Consider the following 14581-nt stretch of genomic DNA (forward strand, 5'->3'; position numbering starts at 1 on the left):
CATGCCGCGTGTACAGCCTCACCGTCCGTGACCACATGATGATCGCCCACAGCTTCCACGGCGAGGTCTTCGGCCCCGCCCAGCGTCTGCACGGCGCGACCTACGTGGTCGACGTGACGTTCTCCCGCCGGGAGCTCGACGCCGACAACCTGGTGGTCGACATCGGCCTGGCCGCGCAGGAGCTCAAGGAGGTCCTGGGCGCGCTGAACTACCGCAACCTCGACGAAGAGCCCGAGTTCAGCGGCGTGAACACGTCGACGGAGATGCTCGCCGCGGTGGTGGCCGACCGGCTGGCCGCGCGGGTCGCGGCCGGGGCGCTGGGCGACGGCGGGACCGGGCTGGAGCGGCTGGCGGTCACCCTGCGCGAGTCACACGTGGCGTGGGCCACGTACGAGCGCGATCTGTGACCGTTTTCGCGGTGCTGCCGGGCGACATCGACGACCCGGGCTCCCCGAGCGGCGGCAACCGGTACGACCGCGAGGTCTGCGACCGGCTGGCCGCCGTCGAACGCCCCGCGCCCGGCGCCTGGCCGCACCCGGACGCCGGGGACCTCGCGCGGCTCGACGCCCTCCTCGCGGGGCTCCCCCACGGCGCCGCGGTGCTGGTCGACGGCCTGGTCGCCTCGTGCGCGCCCGCCGTGCTGGAGGCGCACGCGGCCCGGCTGCGGCTGGTCGTGCTCGTGCACATGCCGTTCGGCGACGACGACCCGGCGGCCCGGCCGGACGAGGCGCGGGCGCTGCGGGCCGCGAGTGCGGTGATCGCCACCAGCGGCTGGACGAGGCGGCGGCTCATCGAGTTGTACGCGCTGAGCCGCCTCCACGTCGCGACGCCGGGCGTGCATCAGGCGCCGGTCGCCGCCGGGTCGGGCGGGGCCGGGGCGCTGCTCTGTGTCGCCGTGATCGGCCGCCACAAGGGCCACGACGTGCTGGTCGAGGCCCTCGCCCGGGTCGCCGACCGGGACTGGACCTGCGTGTGCGCCGGCTCGATGGACCGCGACCCCGCCTTCGCCCGCGGGCTCGTGGCCCGCATCGACGCCCTCGGCCTGGGCGACCGCATCAGCCTCGTGGGGCCGCGCCCGGTCGAGCCCCTGTACGCCGCCGCGGACCTGCTGGTCCACCCGTCGCGGGGCGAGACCTACGGCATGGTCGCCGCCGAGGCGCTCGCCCGCGGCGTCCCGGTCCTGGCCACGACGGCCAAGGGGCTGCCGGACGCGATCGGGGCCGCCGCGCCGCCCGGCTGGCTGGTCCCGCCCGGCGACGCGGACGCCCTGGCCGGCGCGCTGCGGCGCTGGTTCGGCGACGCGGCGCTGCGCGACCGGCTCCGGGCCGCCGCGCTCGCGCGCCGGGCGACGCTCACGGGCTGGGACGACACCGCACGCGCGGTGGAGGCCGTTTTCCGACACACGGTCGCGGACTGAACCCGATCGCGTCCGGCGGCGTATGTCTATAGAGATCGTCCGGAAAGGAGTCCCATGCCGAGCAGCGCCACCGCCGTCGCCGTACCCACGGGCCGCCGGGCGATCAACTGGGGTCTCGTACGCACCGTCGGCGGGCTGGCCGTGCTCGCGCTGCTCGTGTGGCGCGTCGGCAGCGGGCCGTTCGTCGCCGGGCTGCGGATGATCGACGTGTGGTCGGTCGCGGCCGCGGTCGGCGTCGGGGCGGCCACCATCGTGGCGTGCGCCTGGCGGTGGCGGCTCGTCGCCCTCGGCCTGGGCATGCGCCTGCCCCTGCGCACCGCGGTCGCCGAGCTGTACCGCGCGGTGCTCATCAACTCCACACTGCCGGGCGGGGTGCTCGGCGACGTCGACCGGGCCGTCGGCCACGGGCGCGCGGACGGCGACGTCGGCCGCGGCATCCGCGCCGTCGTGTGGGAGCGCACGGCCGGCCAGGCCGTCCAGCTGACCCTCGCCGTGGCGCTGCTCTGGGCGCTGCCGTCGCCGGTGCGCCCGTTCGTGCCCCGCATCGCCGCCGTCGTGGCCGGAGTCGCACTGCTCGCGGCCGTGCTCGCGCTCGTCGCCGGGCGGCGCGGGCCGCAGTGGTGGCGCCGGGCGGTGCACACCGCGCGCGCCGACGTCCGCGAGGTACTGCTGGCCCGGCGGATCTGGCCCGGCGTCGTCCTCTGCTCCGCCGTCGCCGTCGCCGGTCACCTGGTCACGTTCCTCGTCGCCGCGCGCACCGCCGGCCTGCACGCGCCGGCCGCGCAGCTGCTGCCGCTGACGCTGCTGGCCCTGCTCGCGATGGGGGTGCCCGCGAACATCGGCGGATTCGGGCCGCGGGAGGGCGTCGCCGCCTGGGCTTTTGCCGCCGCCGGCCTCACCGCCGCGCAAGGCGTGGCGACAGCGACGGCGTACGGGGTACTGGTGTTGGTGTCGAGCCTTCCCGGCGTCGCGGTCCTGCTGTTCCGCCGACGCACCGTGGCGAGCTAAGGAGAGGGATGTTCGAAACACTTCCGGGAGCAACCATGCGCACGCAGGTGACCGTGCCGCTGCGGCTCCTCGACGGGTACTCCACCACCGCCCGCCTGTTCACGTTCAACGGCCTGGTCGACGGGCGCGAGCACGTCGCCTTCGGCCTCGGCGACTGGGCCGACGCGGCCCGCCGCAGCGCCGACGGGGGCGCCGCGCCGCTGGTCCGCCTGCACAGCGAGTGCCTGACCGGGGACATCTTCGGCAGTGAGCGCTGCGACTGCGGGCCGCAGCTGCGCGAGGCGATCGAGCGGATCACCGAGGCCGGGGGCTTCCTGCTGTACCTGCGGCAGGAGGGCCGGGGCATCGGGCTGTACTCGAAGCTCGACGCGTACGCGCTGCAGGACACCGGCCTGGACACCTTCGAGGCCAACATCGCGCTCGGGCACGCCGAGGACGAGCGGGACTACTCCGCGGCGGCCCAGATGCTCGACGCGCTCGGCGTGCAGCGCATCCGGCTGCTGACCAACAACCCCGACAAGGCCGACCAGCTCGACGGGCTCGGGGTGAAGGTGGCGAGCGTGGTGCCGACCGGCGTCTTCCTCAGCCCCGCGAACGCGGGGTACCTCGCGGCCAAGGCGAGCCGTGCCGCCGCTAGGTGAGGCCACGCTCGCCTGGGAAGATGCGGCCGTGCAGACCTCCGAGGCCCGGCCCTACGTCGTGTTGAGCTGCGCGATGTCGCTCGACGGGTACCTCGACGACGCCAGCGACGAGCGCCTCGTGCTCTCCAACCGCGAGGACCTCGACCGCGTGGACGGGATGCGGGCCGGTTGCGACGCGATCCTGGTCGGGGCCAACACCATCCGCCGCGACAACCCGCGGCTCATGGTGCGCGCCCCGGAGCACCGGGAGCGGCGGGCCGAGCGCGGGCTGCCGCCGCCGGCCAAGGTCGCCATCCTCGGCCACGGCGACATCGACCCGCAGTCGCGGTTCTTCACCCACGGTGACGCCCAGAAGATCGTGTACTGCGCGACGAAGACCGCCCGCCGCAACCACGTCCGGCTCGGCGGCCGGGCCGAGGTCGTCGACGGCGGCGACCCCGTCGACGCCGGGTTCGTGCTGGCCGACCTGGCCGGCCGCGGGGTGCGGCGGCTGCTCGTCGAGGGCGGCGGCACGGTCCACACCATGTTCCTCACCGCCGGGCTCGTCGACGAGCTCCAGCTCGTGATCGCGCCGTTCTTCGTCGGCGACGGGCGGGCCCCGCGCTTCGTCGGCGACGGGCACTTCCCGTGGCACCCCGGCCATCGCGCCACGATGGTGGATGTACGGCAGATGGACGACGTGGTACTCCTGCGCTACGCCCTTTCCGACCGATTCGAGGCCTCATGACCCCGCCGACCGGCACCGGTACCGCCGCTCCCATCCGGATGTCCGACCCCCGGGCCGCCGTGTCGGAGCGGGTGCAGCGGCACCGCCGCCCGCGGGGCGGGAACGGGCCCCAGCGCGCCACGTTCGCCCTCGTCGCCGTCGCGCTCGTCAACGCGGCCGCGGTCGAGGCCCTGTTCTTCAGCGCCTCCGACGCGCCCAGCACCATGCTGGCCGTCGGGCGGTTCCTGGGCCTGCACGCCGCGGTGCTGCTCGCGCTGCAGCTGGTGCTCGTGGCCCGCGTGCCGTGGCTGGACCGGCGCCTGGGCCTGGGCCAGCTCACCGCCTGGCACCGCTGGGTCGGCATCGGCCTCGCGTGGACGATCGTCGTGCACTCGACGCTCGCGTCGTGGGCGTACGCCCGGATCAATCACTGGTCCTTCGGCACGCTCACGGACAAGTGGCTCGGCTCGCTCGGCACGCTCGCCGGGATCGTCTCGGGCACGCTGCTGTTCGTCGTCGTGCTCGCCTCGACCCGGGCGGCGCGCCGGCGGTTGCCGTACGAGCTGTGGCACCTCGTGCACATCGGCACCTACGCGGTGGTCGGGTTCGCCATCGTGCACCAGACGATCGAGAACCCGATCTCCCAGCCGGCCACCTGGGCCAAGGTGTACTGGTGGGCGCTGTGGACGGTCTCGATCGGGCTGTTCGTGCTCGGCCGGATGGGCCTGCCGCTGTACCGCAACCTCCGCCACGGGCTGCGCGTGTCGGCCGTCGTGCCCGAGTCCGACGACGTGACCTCGGTGTACGTGACCGGCCGCGGCCTGGACCGGATGCCGGCCGAGGCGGGCCAGTTCATGCTGTGGCGCTTCCTCACGCCGGGGCGCTGGTGGCAGGTCAACCCGTTCTCGCTGTCGCAGGCGCCGGACGGCAAGGGCCTGCGGCTGACGGCCAAGGCGGTCGGGCGCGGCACGGCGGGCCTGCGCACCCTGCGCGCCGGCACCCGGGTCCTCGTGGAGGGCCCCTACGGCGCCTTCACGGCCCAGCACCGCACGAAGTCGGCGACGCTGCTGATCGCCGGCGGCGTCGGCATCACGCCGATCCGGTCGCTCCTGGAGGTCCTCGAGGGCTCGATCATCGTCATGTACCGAGTCCGCTCCGAGTCCGAGGCCACGCTCCTGAACGAGCTGCGCGACCTGTCGTACGCCAAGCGGGCCCAGCTCATGCTGGTCGTGGGCCGCACCAAGGACACGAGCCCGGCGCCGCTGAGCGCCCAGCACCTCACGAAGCTGGTGCCCGACATCCGCCAGCGCGACGTGTACGTCTGCGGGCCGACCGCCATGACGAACGCGGTGCTCGCGTCGCTGCGCAAGCTGGGCGTGCCGCGCATCCAGCAGCACGCCGAGGTCTTCGCCCTCGCTGACTAGGGGCTGTATCGAAGTGGGGGTCGGAGCGAGGCGAGGCTCAGGCGTCGGCTGGGGCCGCGCCGGGCGCGCCCCGATACCGGGGTTGTATCGGGGTGCGACCGGGGTGGTTCCAGCCGGCGCCTGAGTCCGCCGCAGCCCGGCCATCCACTTCGATACAGCCCCTAGCTACTTCTTGTTCTTCTTGCGCGGCTTCACGGTGATGTGGATCGGGGTGCCGGTGAAGTCGAACTCCTCGCGGAGCTTTCGCTCGACGAAGCGGACGTAGCCGGGGTCCAGCACGCCGGTGGTGAACAGCACGAACTTGGGCGGCGAGACGCCGGCCTGGGTCGCGAAGAGCACGCGCGGGGCGCGCCCGCCGCGGATCGGGTGCGGCGTCGCCTGGACGAGCGCGGTCAGCCACTGGTTGAGCTGGCCGGTCGGCACGCGGCGCTCCCAGTTGTCCAGGGCGGTGTTCAGGGCCGGGGCGAGCTTGTCCACGGCCCGGCCGGTCAGGGCGGAAACGTTGACCCGCACCGCCCACGGCACCCGGCGCAGCTCGCGGTCGATCTCCTTGCCGAGCTGGTACCGGCGGTCCTCGTCGACGAGGTCCCACTTGTTGAACGCGATGACGAGCGCCCGGCCGGACTCGATCACCATCGTGATGATGCGCTGGTCCTGCTCCGAGATGACCTCGCTCGCGTCGAGCAGGACGATCGCGACCTCGGCCGCCTCGATGGCGGCGTTGGTGCGCAGGGAGGCGTAGTACTCGGTGCCGGAGGCGTGCGCGACCCGCTTGCGCAGCCCGGCGGTGTCGACCAGGTGCCAGGTCTCGCCGCCGAAGTCGACGAGGCTGTCCACGGGGTCGACGGTCGTGCCGGCGACGGAGTCGACGACCGCGCGCTCCTCCTTGGCCAGCTTGTTGAGCAGGCTGGACTTGCCCACGTTGGGGCGCCCGACGAGCGCGATGCGGCGCGGGCCGGCCTCGCGCGGCTCGACCGGGCGGGCCTCGGGCAGGTTCTCCAGGATCTTGTCGAGCAGGTCGCCGGCGCCGCGGCCGTGCAGGGCCGAGACCGGGAACGGCTCGCCCAGGCCCAGGCCCCACAGGCTGGCGGTCTCGCCCTCGATCCGGTCGTTGTCGACCTTGTTCGCGACCAGGATGACCTTGCGGCCGCTGCGGCGCAGCATGCGCACGGCGGCCTCGTCGTCCGAGGTCGGCGGGATCGTGGCGTCGACGACGAAGAGCACGACGTCGGCGGTCTGCGCGGCGATCTCGGCCTGGGTGGCGATGGCCCGGGCCCGCTCGCGGGCGTCGGGCAGCCAGCCGCCGGTGTCGACGACGGTGAAGTGCCGGCCGGTCCACTCGGCGTCGTAGGCGACCCGGTCGCGGGTCACCCCGGCCACGTCCTCCACGACCGCCTGGCGGCGCCCGAGAATGCGGTTGACCAGCGTGGACTTGCCGACGTTGGGGCGGCCGACGACGGCGACGATGGGGAGGCTCAGCTCGAGGTCCGGCTCGTCGCCCTCGGGGTCGAACGTGTCGCGCCCGGAGACGTCCGCGGACATCGCATTCACGCCGTTACCTTGTCGAGCATGCGTTGCAGCCGCTCGACCACCTCGTCGATGCCGAGCGCGGTGGTGTCGAGCACGACGGCGTCGTCGGCCTGGCGCAGCGGGTCGGCGGCGCGGGTCGAGTCGAGGCGGTCGCGCCGGGCGAGGTCGGCCGCGGTGGCGGCGCGGTCGGACGCGTTCTCGCTGCTGCGGCGGCGGGCGCGCTCATCGGCGTCGGCGGTGAGGTAGACCTTCAGGTCCGCGTCGGGCGCCACGACGGTGCCGATGTCGCGCCCTTCGACGACGATCCGGTCGGCCTCGGCGATGATCGAGCGCTGGCTCGCCACGAGCAGGGCGCGCACGGCCGGGACCGCCGAGACGGCCGACACCGCGCGGGTGACCTCCGGCCCGCGGATCTCCCGGTCGACGCCGACGCCGTCGACGCTGATGTGCGGGGCCGCCGGGTCGGTGCCGATGGTCAGCTCGACGCCGTCGGCGACCGCGGCGATCTTGTCGGAGTCACCCAGGTCGACGTTGTCGCGCAGCACCGCGTAGGTGACGGCGCGGTACATCGCCCCGGTGTCCAGGTAGCGCGCGCCGAGCGCCTGCGCGACCCGGCGGGAGATGGTGGACTTGCCTGAGCCGGACGGCCCGTCGACGGCAACCACCAGTTGCCGGCCCTCGTCGTGCACGCCCGTCTCCTCTGACTCGGTGAAGCCCTTCAAAACAGTACTTGACCCGCCGGTGACGTCCGCCCACGGGAGGCCGCCGTCACACCAGGTTCCCGGGGATGGCACAGCGCACGTTTCGCTAGCAGTCGGCCGATTCCGCCGTTTCCGGCATTTCTGCAATATCGGAATCGGTGGGGCAGAAGGGCGATGGCAGGCACGGCGCGCCCATCGTGCGGTCGGCCTCGGGCAGGCGGTCGAGCACCGCGTCGGCGATGCCCATCAGCGCGTCCACCTGTTCGGGGCGCAGCGCGTCGAAGAACCAGTGCCGCACGTGGGCCACGTGGCGGGGGGCGGCAGCCGTGACCGCCTCCCAGCCGGCCTCCGTCAGCACCACGAACGCACCGCGGGGATCGTCGGCGCACGGCTCCCGGGCGACCAGCCCGCGGGCCGTCATCCGGGTGATCTGGTGCGTGAGGCGGGTCTTCTCCCAGTCGGCCGCGACGCGCAGCTGGAACACGCGCAGCCGCCCGCCCGGGGCCTCGGAGAGGCTCACCAGCACCGCGTACTCCGCGATGGTGAGTCCGGTCTCACGCAGCAGCTGCCGGGCGGTGCGGCGCTGAACCTCGGCGTTGAGCGCGAGGTAAGCGCGCCACGCCCGCTGCTCCCGCTCGTCGAGCCAGTCAACCGTCACACCGGGAGTCTACGGGAGTGGGTGACACGTCACCGTTGTTCTGAGCTATGGTCTCGGTGACACGTCACCCTTCCCCGGGTGGCGGCACTCAGGAAGAGGACTCCACGCAATGACCAAGGTCGGAATCATCCTCGGCAGCACCCGCCCGGGCCGGAACGGCGAGGCCGTGGCCAAGTGGGTGTACGACATCGCGAGCCGGCGCTCGGACGCGGAGTTCGAGCTGGTCGACCTGCTCGACTACAACCTGCCGCACCTGGACGAGGCCATGCCGCCGTCCATGGGGCAGTACGCCAACGAGCACACCAAGCAGTGGGCGGCCAAGATCGCCGAGTTCGACGCGTTCATCTTCGTCACGCCCGAGTACAACCACTCGACCAGCGGCGCGCTGAAGAACGCGATCGACTTCCTCTACGCCGAGTGGAACAACAAGGCGGCCGGCTTCGTCAGCTACGGCTCCGCGGGCGGCACGCGCGCCGTCGAGCACCTGCGCCTCATCGCGGCCGAGCTGCAGATCGCCGACGTGCGGGCCCAGGTGGCGCTGTCGCTGTTCACCGACTTCGAGAACTTCAGCGTCTTCAAGCCGGGCCCGCAGCACGAGAACTCGCTCACCACGGTCCTGGACCAGACGGTCACCTGGGGCAAGGCGCTCGCGACCGTACGCAAGGCCGCCTAGTTCCCCGGTGAGATCAGCGCGACGGGCCCGATCCCAGGATCGGGCCCGTCGCTTTTTGGAACCGGGCCGCCAGCGCGGCGCCGGCCGTGCGCAGCTCGGGCGGCCCCACGAGCTCGAGCTCGGCGTCGAACATGCCGAACCACGCGGCCAGTCCGGTCCACGACCAGGAACCGGCGGTGACCCGGCAGCGGTCCGGCCCGGCGTCCTCGACCAGGCCCTGCCCGCGGATCCACTCGTTCACGGCCGCGGCGTTCACGTGCAGGATCGCGGTGCCCTTGCACGGCATCAGGTCCTGGCGCTCGAAGCGCGCCGCGACGAACTCGGCCACGTCGGCCGCCGGCAGCTCCCGCGGCGCGAACCGGGGCCCGTTCGGCGTGCGCGGCGTCATGCGGTCGACGCGGTACGTCCGCCAGTCCGCCCGGTCCAGATCCCAGCCGATGAGGTACCACCGCCCGCCCCACGTCACCAGGTGGTGCGGCTCCGCGCGGCGCGGCGGGCGCTGCACGTCGGCGCCCTCCACGAGCTCACGCCGCCCGGCGTAGTCGAAGCGCAGCACCTCGCGCGCGCGGACCGCGGTGCCGATCGCGAGCAGGTGCTCGGCGTCGATGTCCCCCTCGCGCCACGAGCTCTTCACCACGCGCGTCACGCGTAGCGCGTCGACCCGGTGCCGCAGCCGCGCGGGCATGACCTGGCGGACCGTGGCCAGGGCCCGCAGCGCCGCCTCCTGCACCCCCTGCACCGACATCGTCGCCGTCTGCAGCGCCACCGCGACGGCGACGGCCTGGTCGTCGTCGAACAGCAGCGGCGGCAGCTCGGAGCCGGCGTCGAGCCGGTAGCCGCCGTCGGGCCCGCGGGTCGCCTGCACCGGGTACCCCAGGTCGCGTAGCCGGTCGACGTCGCGGCGCACCGTGCGCGCGCTGACCTCGAGCCGGTCGGCGAGCGTGCGGCCGGGCCAGTCGCGGCGGGCCTGGAGCAGGGAGAGCAGAGCGAGCAGCCGGGCCGAGGTCTCGAGCATGGGTTCAGTATCGCCGGAGTAGAGGACAGGAACTGTCCGCTTCCGCTGCGAGGCTGCTCGCATGATTCGAACGCGAGGATTGACCAAGGACTTCGTGACCGGACGCAAGACGAGGGTCCACGCGGTGCGCGGGATCAGCCTGGACGTCGAGCCGGGCGAGCTCGTCGCGGTGCTCGGCCCGAACGGGGCCGGCAAGACGACCACGATGCGCATGCTCACCACGCTCATCGAGCCGACGGCGGGCACGGCGGTGGTCGCCGGGCACGACGTGACCCGCGAGCCGGACCGGGTGCGGCGGCGCATCGGGTACGTCGGGCAGGGCAACGGCGCCGCGCACACCCAGCGGGTCGGGGACGAGCTGCGGGTACAGGGCCGCATCTACGGGCTGGACCGGCGCGAGGCCCGGCGGCGGGCGGACGAGCTGCTGGCCACGCTCGACCTCGCCGAGCTGGGCGAGCGCAAGGTCACCGACCTCTCCGGCGGGCAGCGGCGCCGCCTCGACGTGGCCATCGGCCTGGTCCACGCGCCCGAGCTGCTGTTCCTCGACGAGCCGTCGACCGGCCTCGACCCGCAGAACCGGGCCAACCTGTGGTCGCACATCGCCCGGATGCGCGCCGAGCTGGGCATGACCATCGTGCTCACGACCCACTACCTCGACGAGGCCGACTCGATGGCCGAGCGGGTGGTGATCGTCGACCACGGCGAGGTGATCGCCGACGACACCCCGGTCGCGCTGAAGGCCAAGCTCGCCGGCGACCGGATCATCGCCACCGGCGACGGCCCGGCCCTCGCGCGGGTGGCCGCGGAGCTGCCCGGCGCCCGCGACCTGACCGTGGATGCCGACGGCATCGACGTGCGGGTGAGCGACGGCCCGGCCGCCCTGCCCGAGCTGGTGACGGCCGCGGCCGGCGCCGTGCGCACCGCCGAGGTGCGCCGCCCCACGCTCGACGACGTCTTCCTGGCCCTGACCGGCCGCAACCTGCGCGAAGCCTAGGAGAGCACCATGACCGACATCGCCATCGTCGCGGGCCGCGAGCTGCGCCCGCTGCTGCGCTCCCCGTTCTCACTGATCTTCGGCATGGTCCAGCCGCTGGTGTTCCTGGCCCTGTTCGGCCCGCTGCTGCAGGGCTCCCTCGGCGGCGACGTGTGGCAGTGGTTCGTGCCCGCGATCCTCGTGATGACCACGCTCTTCGGCACCTCGACCGTCGGCGCCAACCTGCTGTCCGAGTTCCTGACCGGCTCGCACGAGCGGATGCTCGTCACGCCGCTGTCCCGCAACTCGCTGCTGATCGGGCGGGCGCTCAAGGAGATGGTGCCGCTGGCCGGGCAGGCGGTCGTGATCGTCGCGGTCATGCTGCCGTTCGGCTTCCGCCTGTACCCGGCCGGCGCGCTGCTCGGGCTGGCCCTGCTCGCGCTCTTCGGCGTCGGGCTCGGCTCGCTGAGCTATGCGCTGGCGGTCGCGGTCCGCCGTACCGACTGGATGTTCTGGGCGGTGCACCAGACGCTGCTGTTCCCGCTCATGATCCTGTCGGGCATGCTGCTGCCCCTGGAGTCCGGGCCCGGCTGGATGCGCACGGCGGCGAGCTTCAACCCGCTCGCGCACATGGTCAGCGCCGAGCGCCTGCTCTTCGCCGGGCGCATCGCCGAGCCGACCGTGGCCTGGGGCTTCATCGCCGCCGCGGCCACGGCCGCCGTCGGGCTGGTCGTCGGCATCCGGGCGATGCGCCGCTCGACCTGAGGCCTACTCCCCCACGGCCTTGAACAGCGCCCCGATCTCGGCCTGCGACAGGTGCCGCGTGCGGCCCGGTCGCAGGTCACCGAGGCGGATCGGGCCGATCTCGGTGCGGATGAGCCGCTGCACCGGGAAGCCGACGGCGTCGAACACGCGGCGCACGATGTGGTTGCGGCCCTCGTGGAGGACCACCTCGACGAGGGCCACCTTGCCGTAGGCGTCGACGACCCGGAACGAGTCGACCTTCACCGGGCCGTCCTCGAGGGTGACCCCGGACTTGAGCTCGCGCCCCATCGCACGCGGGACGGGGCCGGGGATCTCGACCTGGTAGGTCTTGGCGACCTCGTACGACGGGTGCATCAGCTTGTGCGCGAGCCCGCCGTCGTTGGTGAGCAGGATCAGGCCCTCGCTGTCCTGGTCGAGCCGGCCGACGTGGAAGACCCGCGACTCGATGTTCGGCACGAGGTCCGAGATCGCGTTGCGGCCCTTGTCGTCGTCCATCGTGGAGACCACGCCGCGCGGCTTGTTCAGCGCGATGTACACCAGCCGGGTGTCGGTCACCAGGCGCTGCCCGTCGACGTGGATGGCGTCGCGGTTCGGGTCGGCCTTGTCGCCGAGGGTCGCCTCGCGGCCGTTGACCGTGACACGGCCCCCGTCGATCATGCGCTCGCAGGCACGCCGCGAGCCGAGCCCGGCCGCGGCCAGGATCTTCTGGAGCCGCTCCTCGTGCCGCGGCGGCTCCGCGTCGGGCGGGGCGTCGAACGCCGAGCCCTCGAACTCGGGTCCGGCGAACCCGGGAGCGGGCACGGAGTCGGAGTCAACGGACGGGTCAACGCTGGGCATCGGCGATCTCATCTATGTCGTCGGGAAGGAACGGGGCGAGCGGCGGCAACTGGTCGACGCTCTGCAGGCCGAGCTTCTCCAGGAACAGCGTGGTCGTCCGGTAGAGGAACGCGCCGCTCTCGGGCTCACTGCCGATCTCTTCGATCAGGCCCCGCGTCACCAGCGTACGGACCACCCCGTCACAGTTCACACCCCGGATGGCGGAAATGCGAGATCTGGTCACCGGCTGCTTGTACGCGATCACGGCGAGTGTCTCCAGCGCGGCCTGGGTCAGCCGGGTCTGCTGCCCGTCGAGCACGAACTTCTCCACGTACGCCGCATACTCCGGCCGGGTGTAGAGCCGCCAGCCCCCGGCCACCTGGCGCAGATCAAAGCCGAAACCCAGCCGGGTGTACTCCGCTGAGGCCGCCTCGAGCGCCACCAGCACCCGGTCGACGGGCTGATCGAGCACCTGGGCGAGGGTGACCGCGCTGGTCGGCTCGTCGACGACGAGCAGAATGGCCTCGACCGCGGCCCGCAGTTCGGCGTCGCCCATCTCGGCCTTGACCGGCTCTTCGACGGCGGCGACCGGCTTGGGCGCCTCGAGCCCGGGCAGCGTCTCGGCGACCGGCTCGGGTTGCACTTCGGCCTCGGTCTGCGCGACCGGTTCGACTTCGGCCTCGGCTTCCGCTTCCGGTTCGACTTCGACCTCGGGCTGCGGCTCCGGTTCGATCTCCGCCTCGGGCTCAGCTTCCGCCTCGGGCTCAGCTTCCGGCTCCGCCTCGGCTTCCGCTTCCGGCTCGGACTGCGGTTCGGGCTCGGGCTCCGCCTCGGGCTCGGGTTCCGGCTCGGCTTCCGCCTCAGGCTCCGCTTCCGCTTCCGGCTCGGACTGCGGCTCCGGCTCCGGCTCAGCTTCCGGCTCCGCCTCGGCCTCGGGCTGCGGTTCCGGCTCGGGCTCAGCTTCCGGCTCCGCCTCGGCCTCGGGCTGCGGTTCCGGCTCGGGCTCAGCTTCGGGCTCGGGCTGCGGTTCGACCTCCGCCTCCGCCTCGGCCTCTACTACCGCCTCGGGCTCAGCCTCCGGCTCCGGCCGCGGTTCAGCCTCGGGCTGCTCCTCTTCCGTGTCGGACTGCCACTGGAGGTCGGGGAACGACTGGGCGGCCGGCGGCTCCTGCTTCGGACGCGCCCACGGTGGCACCCAGCTCGCGGCCTGATCGGCCAGCGACCCCGTCGGCTTGTCGTCCTCGTTCACTCGTCCACCTCGTTGTCCACGTCCGCCGCGGCCTGCGCGTCTTCCGGCACCGGCGACTCCGAAGCATCCAACGAACCAGCGGTTTCCGCCAGTTCGGGGTCCTTGGGCGCGGGTGCGGGCGAGCCCTCGTACTCCTCGACCTCCAGCTCCACGGGCACGTCCTCGGCGGCGGTCCAGCGCACGACCAGCTCGCCGAGGGCCTCGGCCTGTTCGAAGTCGATCAGGTTCTCGCGGTACAACTCCAAAAGGGCCAGGAACCGGGCCACCACCTCGAGGGTCGACTCGCAGTCGGCGCAGAGGTCGGAGAAGTTCGCCACGCGGCGCTGCAGGAGCCAGTCCCGCATGATGTTGGCGTGCTCGCGGACGCTCACGCGCACCTGGTGGATGTGCGCGACCGAGACCACCGGCGGCACCTTGGGCGTGAACGCCCGCACCGCGATCTTGAGCAGCCGCTTCGGGCCGATGCCGAGGACCAGGTCGGGGAGGGCGTCGGCGTACCGGGGCTCGAGGGAGACGGCGCGCGGGTACCGGCGCGATCCCACGGCCTCGAGCCCGGCGATGTGGGCGGCCGCCTCCTTGAAGGCCTTGTACTGCAGCAGCCGCGCGAACAGCAGGTCCCGCGCCTCGAGCAGCGCGAGGTCCTCCTCGTTCTCGACCGTGGCCGAGGGCAGCAGGCGGGCCGCCTTCAGGTCGAGCAGCGTGGCCGCGATCACGAGGAACTCGGAGGCCTCGTCGAGGTCCCAGTTGTCGCCCATCGCGCGGATGTACACGATGAAGTCGTCCGTCACCGTGTGCAGCGCGACCTCGGTGACGTCGAGCTTGTGCTTGCCGATGAGCTGCAGCAGCAGGTCGAACGGGCCCTCGAAGTTGGACAGCTTGACCTGGAACCCCGAGGTCGCCGCGGCCGGCGCGGCGGGCTCTGCGATCACGGCGGGAGCGTCCGCGGCGTCCACCGCCGCGGACGACTCGACAACCGGCTCAGTCACGCGAAGAACCTAGCGCACG

The 14581-nt window shown here is 73.0% G+C and carries 16 protein-coding genes; 9 read left to right on the plus strand and 7 right to left on the minus strand.

Going from position 1 to position 14581, the window contains the following annotated elements; translation table 11 throughout:
* Positions 1-8: 8 nt before the first annotated feature.
* Genes ACPPVO_RS48105 through ACPPVO_RS48130 form a run of 6 tightly spaced genes read left to right on the plus strand, consistent with a single transcriptional unit; the run spans position 9 to position 5196 of the window.
* Positions 9-407: a 6-pyruvoyl trahydropterin synthase family protein gene (locus ACPPVO_RS48105; RefSeq protein ID WP_426505692.1), complete on the plus strand. Its 399-nt coding sequence runs from the start codon at positions 9-11 to the stop codon at positions 405-407.
* Positions 404-1417, plus strand: coding sequence for a glycosyltransferase family 4 protein (locus ACPPVO_RS48110; protein ID WP_426505694.1), 1014 nt, complete (start codon positions 404-406; stop codon positions 1415-1417). The genes ACPPVO_RS48105 and ACPPVO_RS48110 overlap by 4 nt, the downstream gene beginning before the upstream one ends.
* Before the next feature lie 54 nt (positions 1418-1471).
* Positions 1472-2425: a lysylphosphatidylglycerol synthase transmembrane domain-containing protein gene (locus ACPPVO_RS48115; RefSeq protein WP_426505695.1), complete on the plus strand. Its 954-nt coding sequence runs from the start codon at positions 1472-1474 to the stop codon at positions 2423-2425.
* An 8-nt stretch (positions 2426-2433) separates the two neighbouring features.
* Entirely contained in the window at positions 2434-3066 is a 633-nt protein-coding gene (locus ACPPVO_RS48120) for a GTP cyclohydrolase II (protein ID WP_426505697.1), read from the plus strand.
* 28 nt (positions 3067-3094) lie between these two features.
* Complete coding sequence (locus tag ACPPVO_RS48125; RefSeq protein WP_426505699.1) at positions 3095-3793, plus strand: RibD family protein; 699 nt, start codon at positions 3095-3097, stop codon at positions 3791-3793.
* On the plus strand, positions 3790-5196 hold the full coding sequence (locus ACPPVO_RS48130) for a ferredoxin reductase family protein (protein WP_426505700.1): 1407 nt from the start codon (positions 3790-3792) through the stop codon (positions 5194-5196). Before ACPPVO_RS48125 ends, ACPPVO_RS48130 begins: the two co-directional genes overlap by 4 nt.
* A 165-nt stretch (positions 5197-5361) precedes the next feature.
* Here ACPPVO_RS48130 and der read toward each other — a convergent pair whose 3' ends face one another.
* The 3 genes from der to ACPPVO_RS48145 form a co-directional block, all read right to left on the minus strand.
* Complete coding sequence (gene der / locus ACPPVO_RS48135) at positions 5362-6738, minus strand: ribosome biogenesis GTPase Der (protein ID WP_360388612.1); 1377 nt, start codon at positions 6736-6738, stop codon at positions 5362-5364.
* Between the two features lie 5 nt (positions 6739-6743).
* Positions 6744-7415: a (d)CMP kinase gene (gene cmk, locus ACPPVO_RS48140; protein ID WP_426505701.1), complete on the minus strand. Its 672-nt coding sequence runs from the start codon at positions 7413-7415 to the stop codon at positions 6744-6746.
* A gap of 118 nt (positions 7416-7533) precedes the next feature.
* The gene (locus ACPPVO_RS48145; protein WP_426505702.1) at positions 7534-8085 is read right to left on the minus strand and encodes a MarR family winged helix-turn-helix transcriptional regulator; all 552 of its coding nucleotides are present in this window, start codon (positions 8083-8085) and stop codon (positions 7534-7536) included.
* Between the two features lie 109 nt (positions 8086-8194).
* Here ACPPVO_RS48145 and ACPPVO_RS48150 point away from each other — a divergent pair, with 109 nt between their 5' ends.
* Entirely contained in the window at positions 8195-8758 is a 564-nt protein-coding gene (locus ACPPVO_RS48150) for an NADPH-dependent FMN reductase (RefSeq protein WP_426505703.1), read from the plus strand.
* A 13-nt stretch (positions 8759-8771) separates the two neighbouring features.
* Here ACPPVO_RS48150 and ACPPVO_RS48155 read toward each other — a convergent pair whose 3' ends face one another.
* A complete protein-coding gene (locus ACPPVO_RS48155) occupies positions 8772-9773 on the minus strand; it encodes a helix-turn-helix transcriptional regulator (protein WP_426505705.1) in 1002 nt (333 codons plus the stop codon).
* A 61-nt stretch (positions 9774-9834) separates the two neighbouring features.
* Here ACPPVO_RS48155 and ACPPVO_RS48160 point away from each other — a divergent pair, with 61 nt between their 5' ends.
* Both ACPPVO_RS48160 and ACPPVO_RS48165 read left to right on the plus strand, forming a co-directional pair.
* On the plus strand, positions 9835-10767 hold the full coding sequence (locus ACPPVO_RS48160) for an ATP-binding cassette domain-containing protein (protein ID WP_426505707.1): 933 nt from the start codon (positions 9835-9837) through the stop codon (positions 10765-10767).
* 9 nt (positions 10768-10776) lie between these two features.
* Complete coding sequence (locus tag ACPPVO_RS48165) at positions 10777-11511, plus strand: ABC transporter permease (RefSeq protein ID WP_426505709.1); 735 nt, start codon at positions 10777-10779, stop codon at positions 11509-11511.
* A gap of 3 nt (positions 11512-11514) precedes the next feature.
* Here ACPPVO_RS48165 and ACPPVO_RS48170 read toward each other — a convergent pair whose 3' ends face one another.
* Genes ACPPVO_RS48170 through ACPPVO_RS48180 form a run of 3 tightly spaced genes read right to left on the minus strand, consistent with a single transcriptional unit; the run spans position 11515 to position 14562 of the window.
* Positions 11515-12348, minus strand: coding sequence for a pseudouridine synthase (locus tag ACPPVO_RS48170; RefSeq protein ID WP_426505711.1), 834 nt, complete (start codon positions 12346-12348; stop codon positions 11515-11517).
* Complete coding sequence (scpB, locus tag ACPPVO_RS48175) at positions 12335-13576, minus strand: SMC-Scp complex subunit ScpB (RefSeq protein ID WP_426505713.1); 1242 nt, start codon at positions 13574-13576, stop codon at positions 12335-12337. The genes ACPPVO_RS48170 and scpB overlap by 14 nt, the downstream gene beginning before the upstream one ends.
* The gene (locus tag ACPPVO_RS48180; RefSeq protein ID WP_426505714.1) at positions 13573-14562 is read right to left on the minus strand and encodes a segregation and condensation protein A; all 990 of its coding nucleotides are present in this window, start codon (positions 14560-14562) and stop codon (positions 13573-13575) included. The genes scpB and ACPPVO_RS48180 overlap by 4 nt, the downstream gene beginning before the upstream one ends.
* Positions 14563-14581 lie beyond the last annotated feature (19 nt).

Source organism: Dactylosporangium sp. McL0621 (assembly GCF_049995355.1).
GTDB lineage: Bacteria > Actinomycetota > Actinomycetes > Mycobacteriales > Micromonosporaceae > Dactylosporangium.

Excerpts from the sequence above, each read along its gene's own strand:
- ACPPVO_RS48115 (WP_426505695.1), top strand. The coding sequence starts at position 1,472 with ATGCCGAGCAGCGCCACCGCCGTCGCCGTACCCACGGGCCGCCGGGCG.
- ACPPVO_RS48120 (WP_426505697.1), top strand. The coding sequence starts at position 2,434 with ATGTTCGAAACACTTCCGGGAGCAACCATGCGCACGCAGGTGACCGTG.
- ACPPVO_RS48130 (WP_426505700.1), top strand. The coding sequence starts at position 3,790 with ATGACCCCGCCGACCGGCACCGGTACCGCCGCTCCCATCCGGATGTCC.
- der (WP_360388612.1), bottom strand. The coding sequence starts at position 6,738 with ATGTCCGCGGACGTCTCCGGGCGCGACACGTTCGACCCCGAGGGCGAC.
- ACPPVO_RS48150 (WP_426505703.1), top strand. The coding sequence starts at position 8,195 with ATGACCAAGGTCGGAATCATCCTCGGCAGCACCCGCCCGGGCCGGAAC.
- ACPPVO_RS48155 (WP_426505705.1), bottom strand. The coding sequence starts at position 9,773 with ATGCTCGAGACCTCGGCCCGGCTGCTCGCTCTGCTCTCCCTGCTCCAG.
- ACPPVO_RS48160 (WP_426505707.1), top strand. The coding sequence starts at position 9,835 with ATGATTCGAACGCGAGGATTGACCAAGGACTTCGTGACCGGACGCAAG.
- ACPPVO_RS48165 (WP_426505709.1), top strand. The coding sequence starts at position 10,777 with ATGACCGACATCGCCATCGTCGCGGGCCGCGAGCTGCGCCCGCTGCTG.
- ACPPVO_RS48170 (WP_426505711.1), bottom strand. The coding sequence starts at position 12,348 with ATGCCCAGCGTTGACCCGTCCGTTGACTCCGACTCCGTGCCCGCTCCC.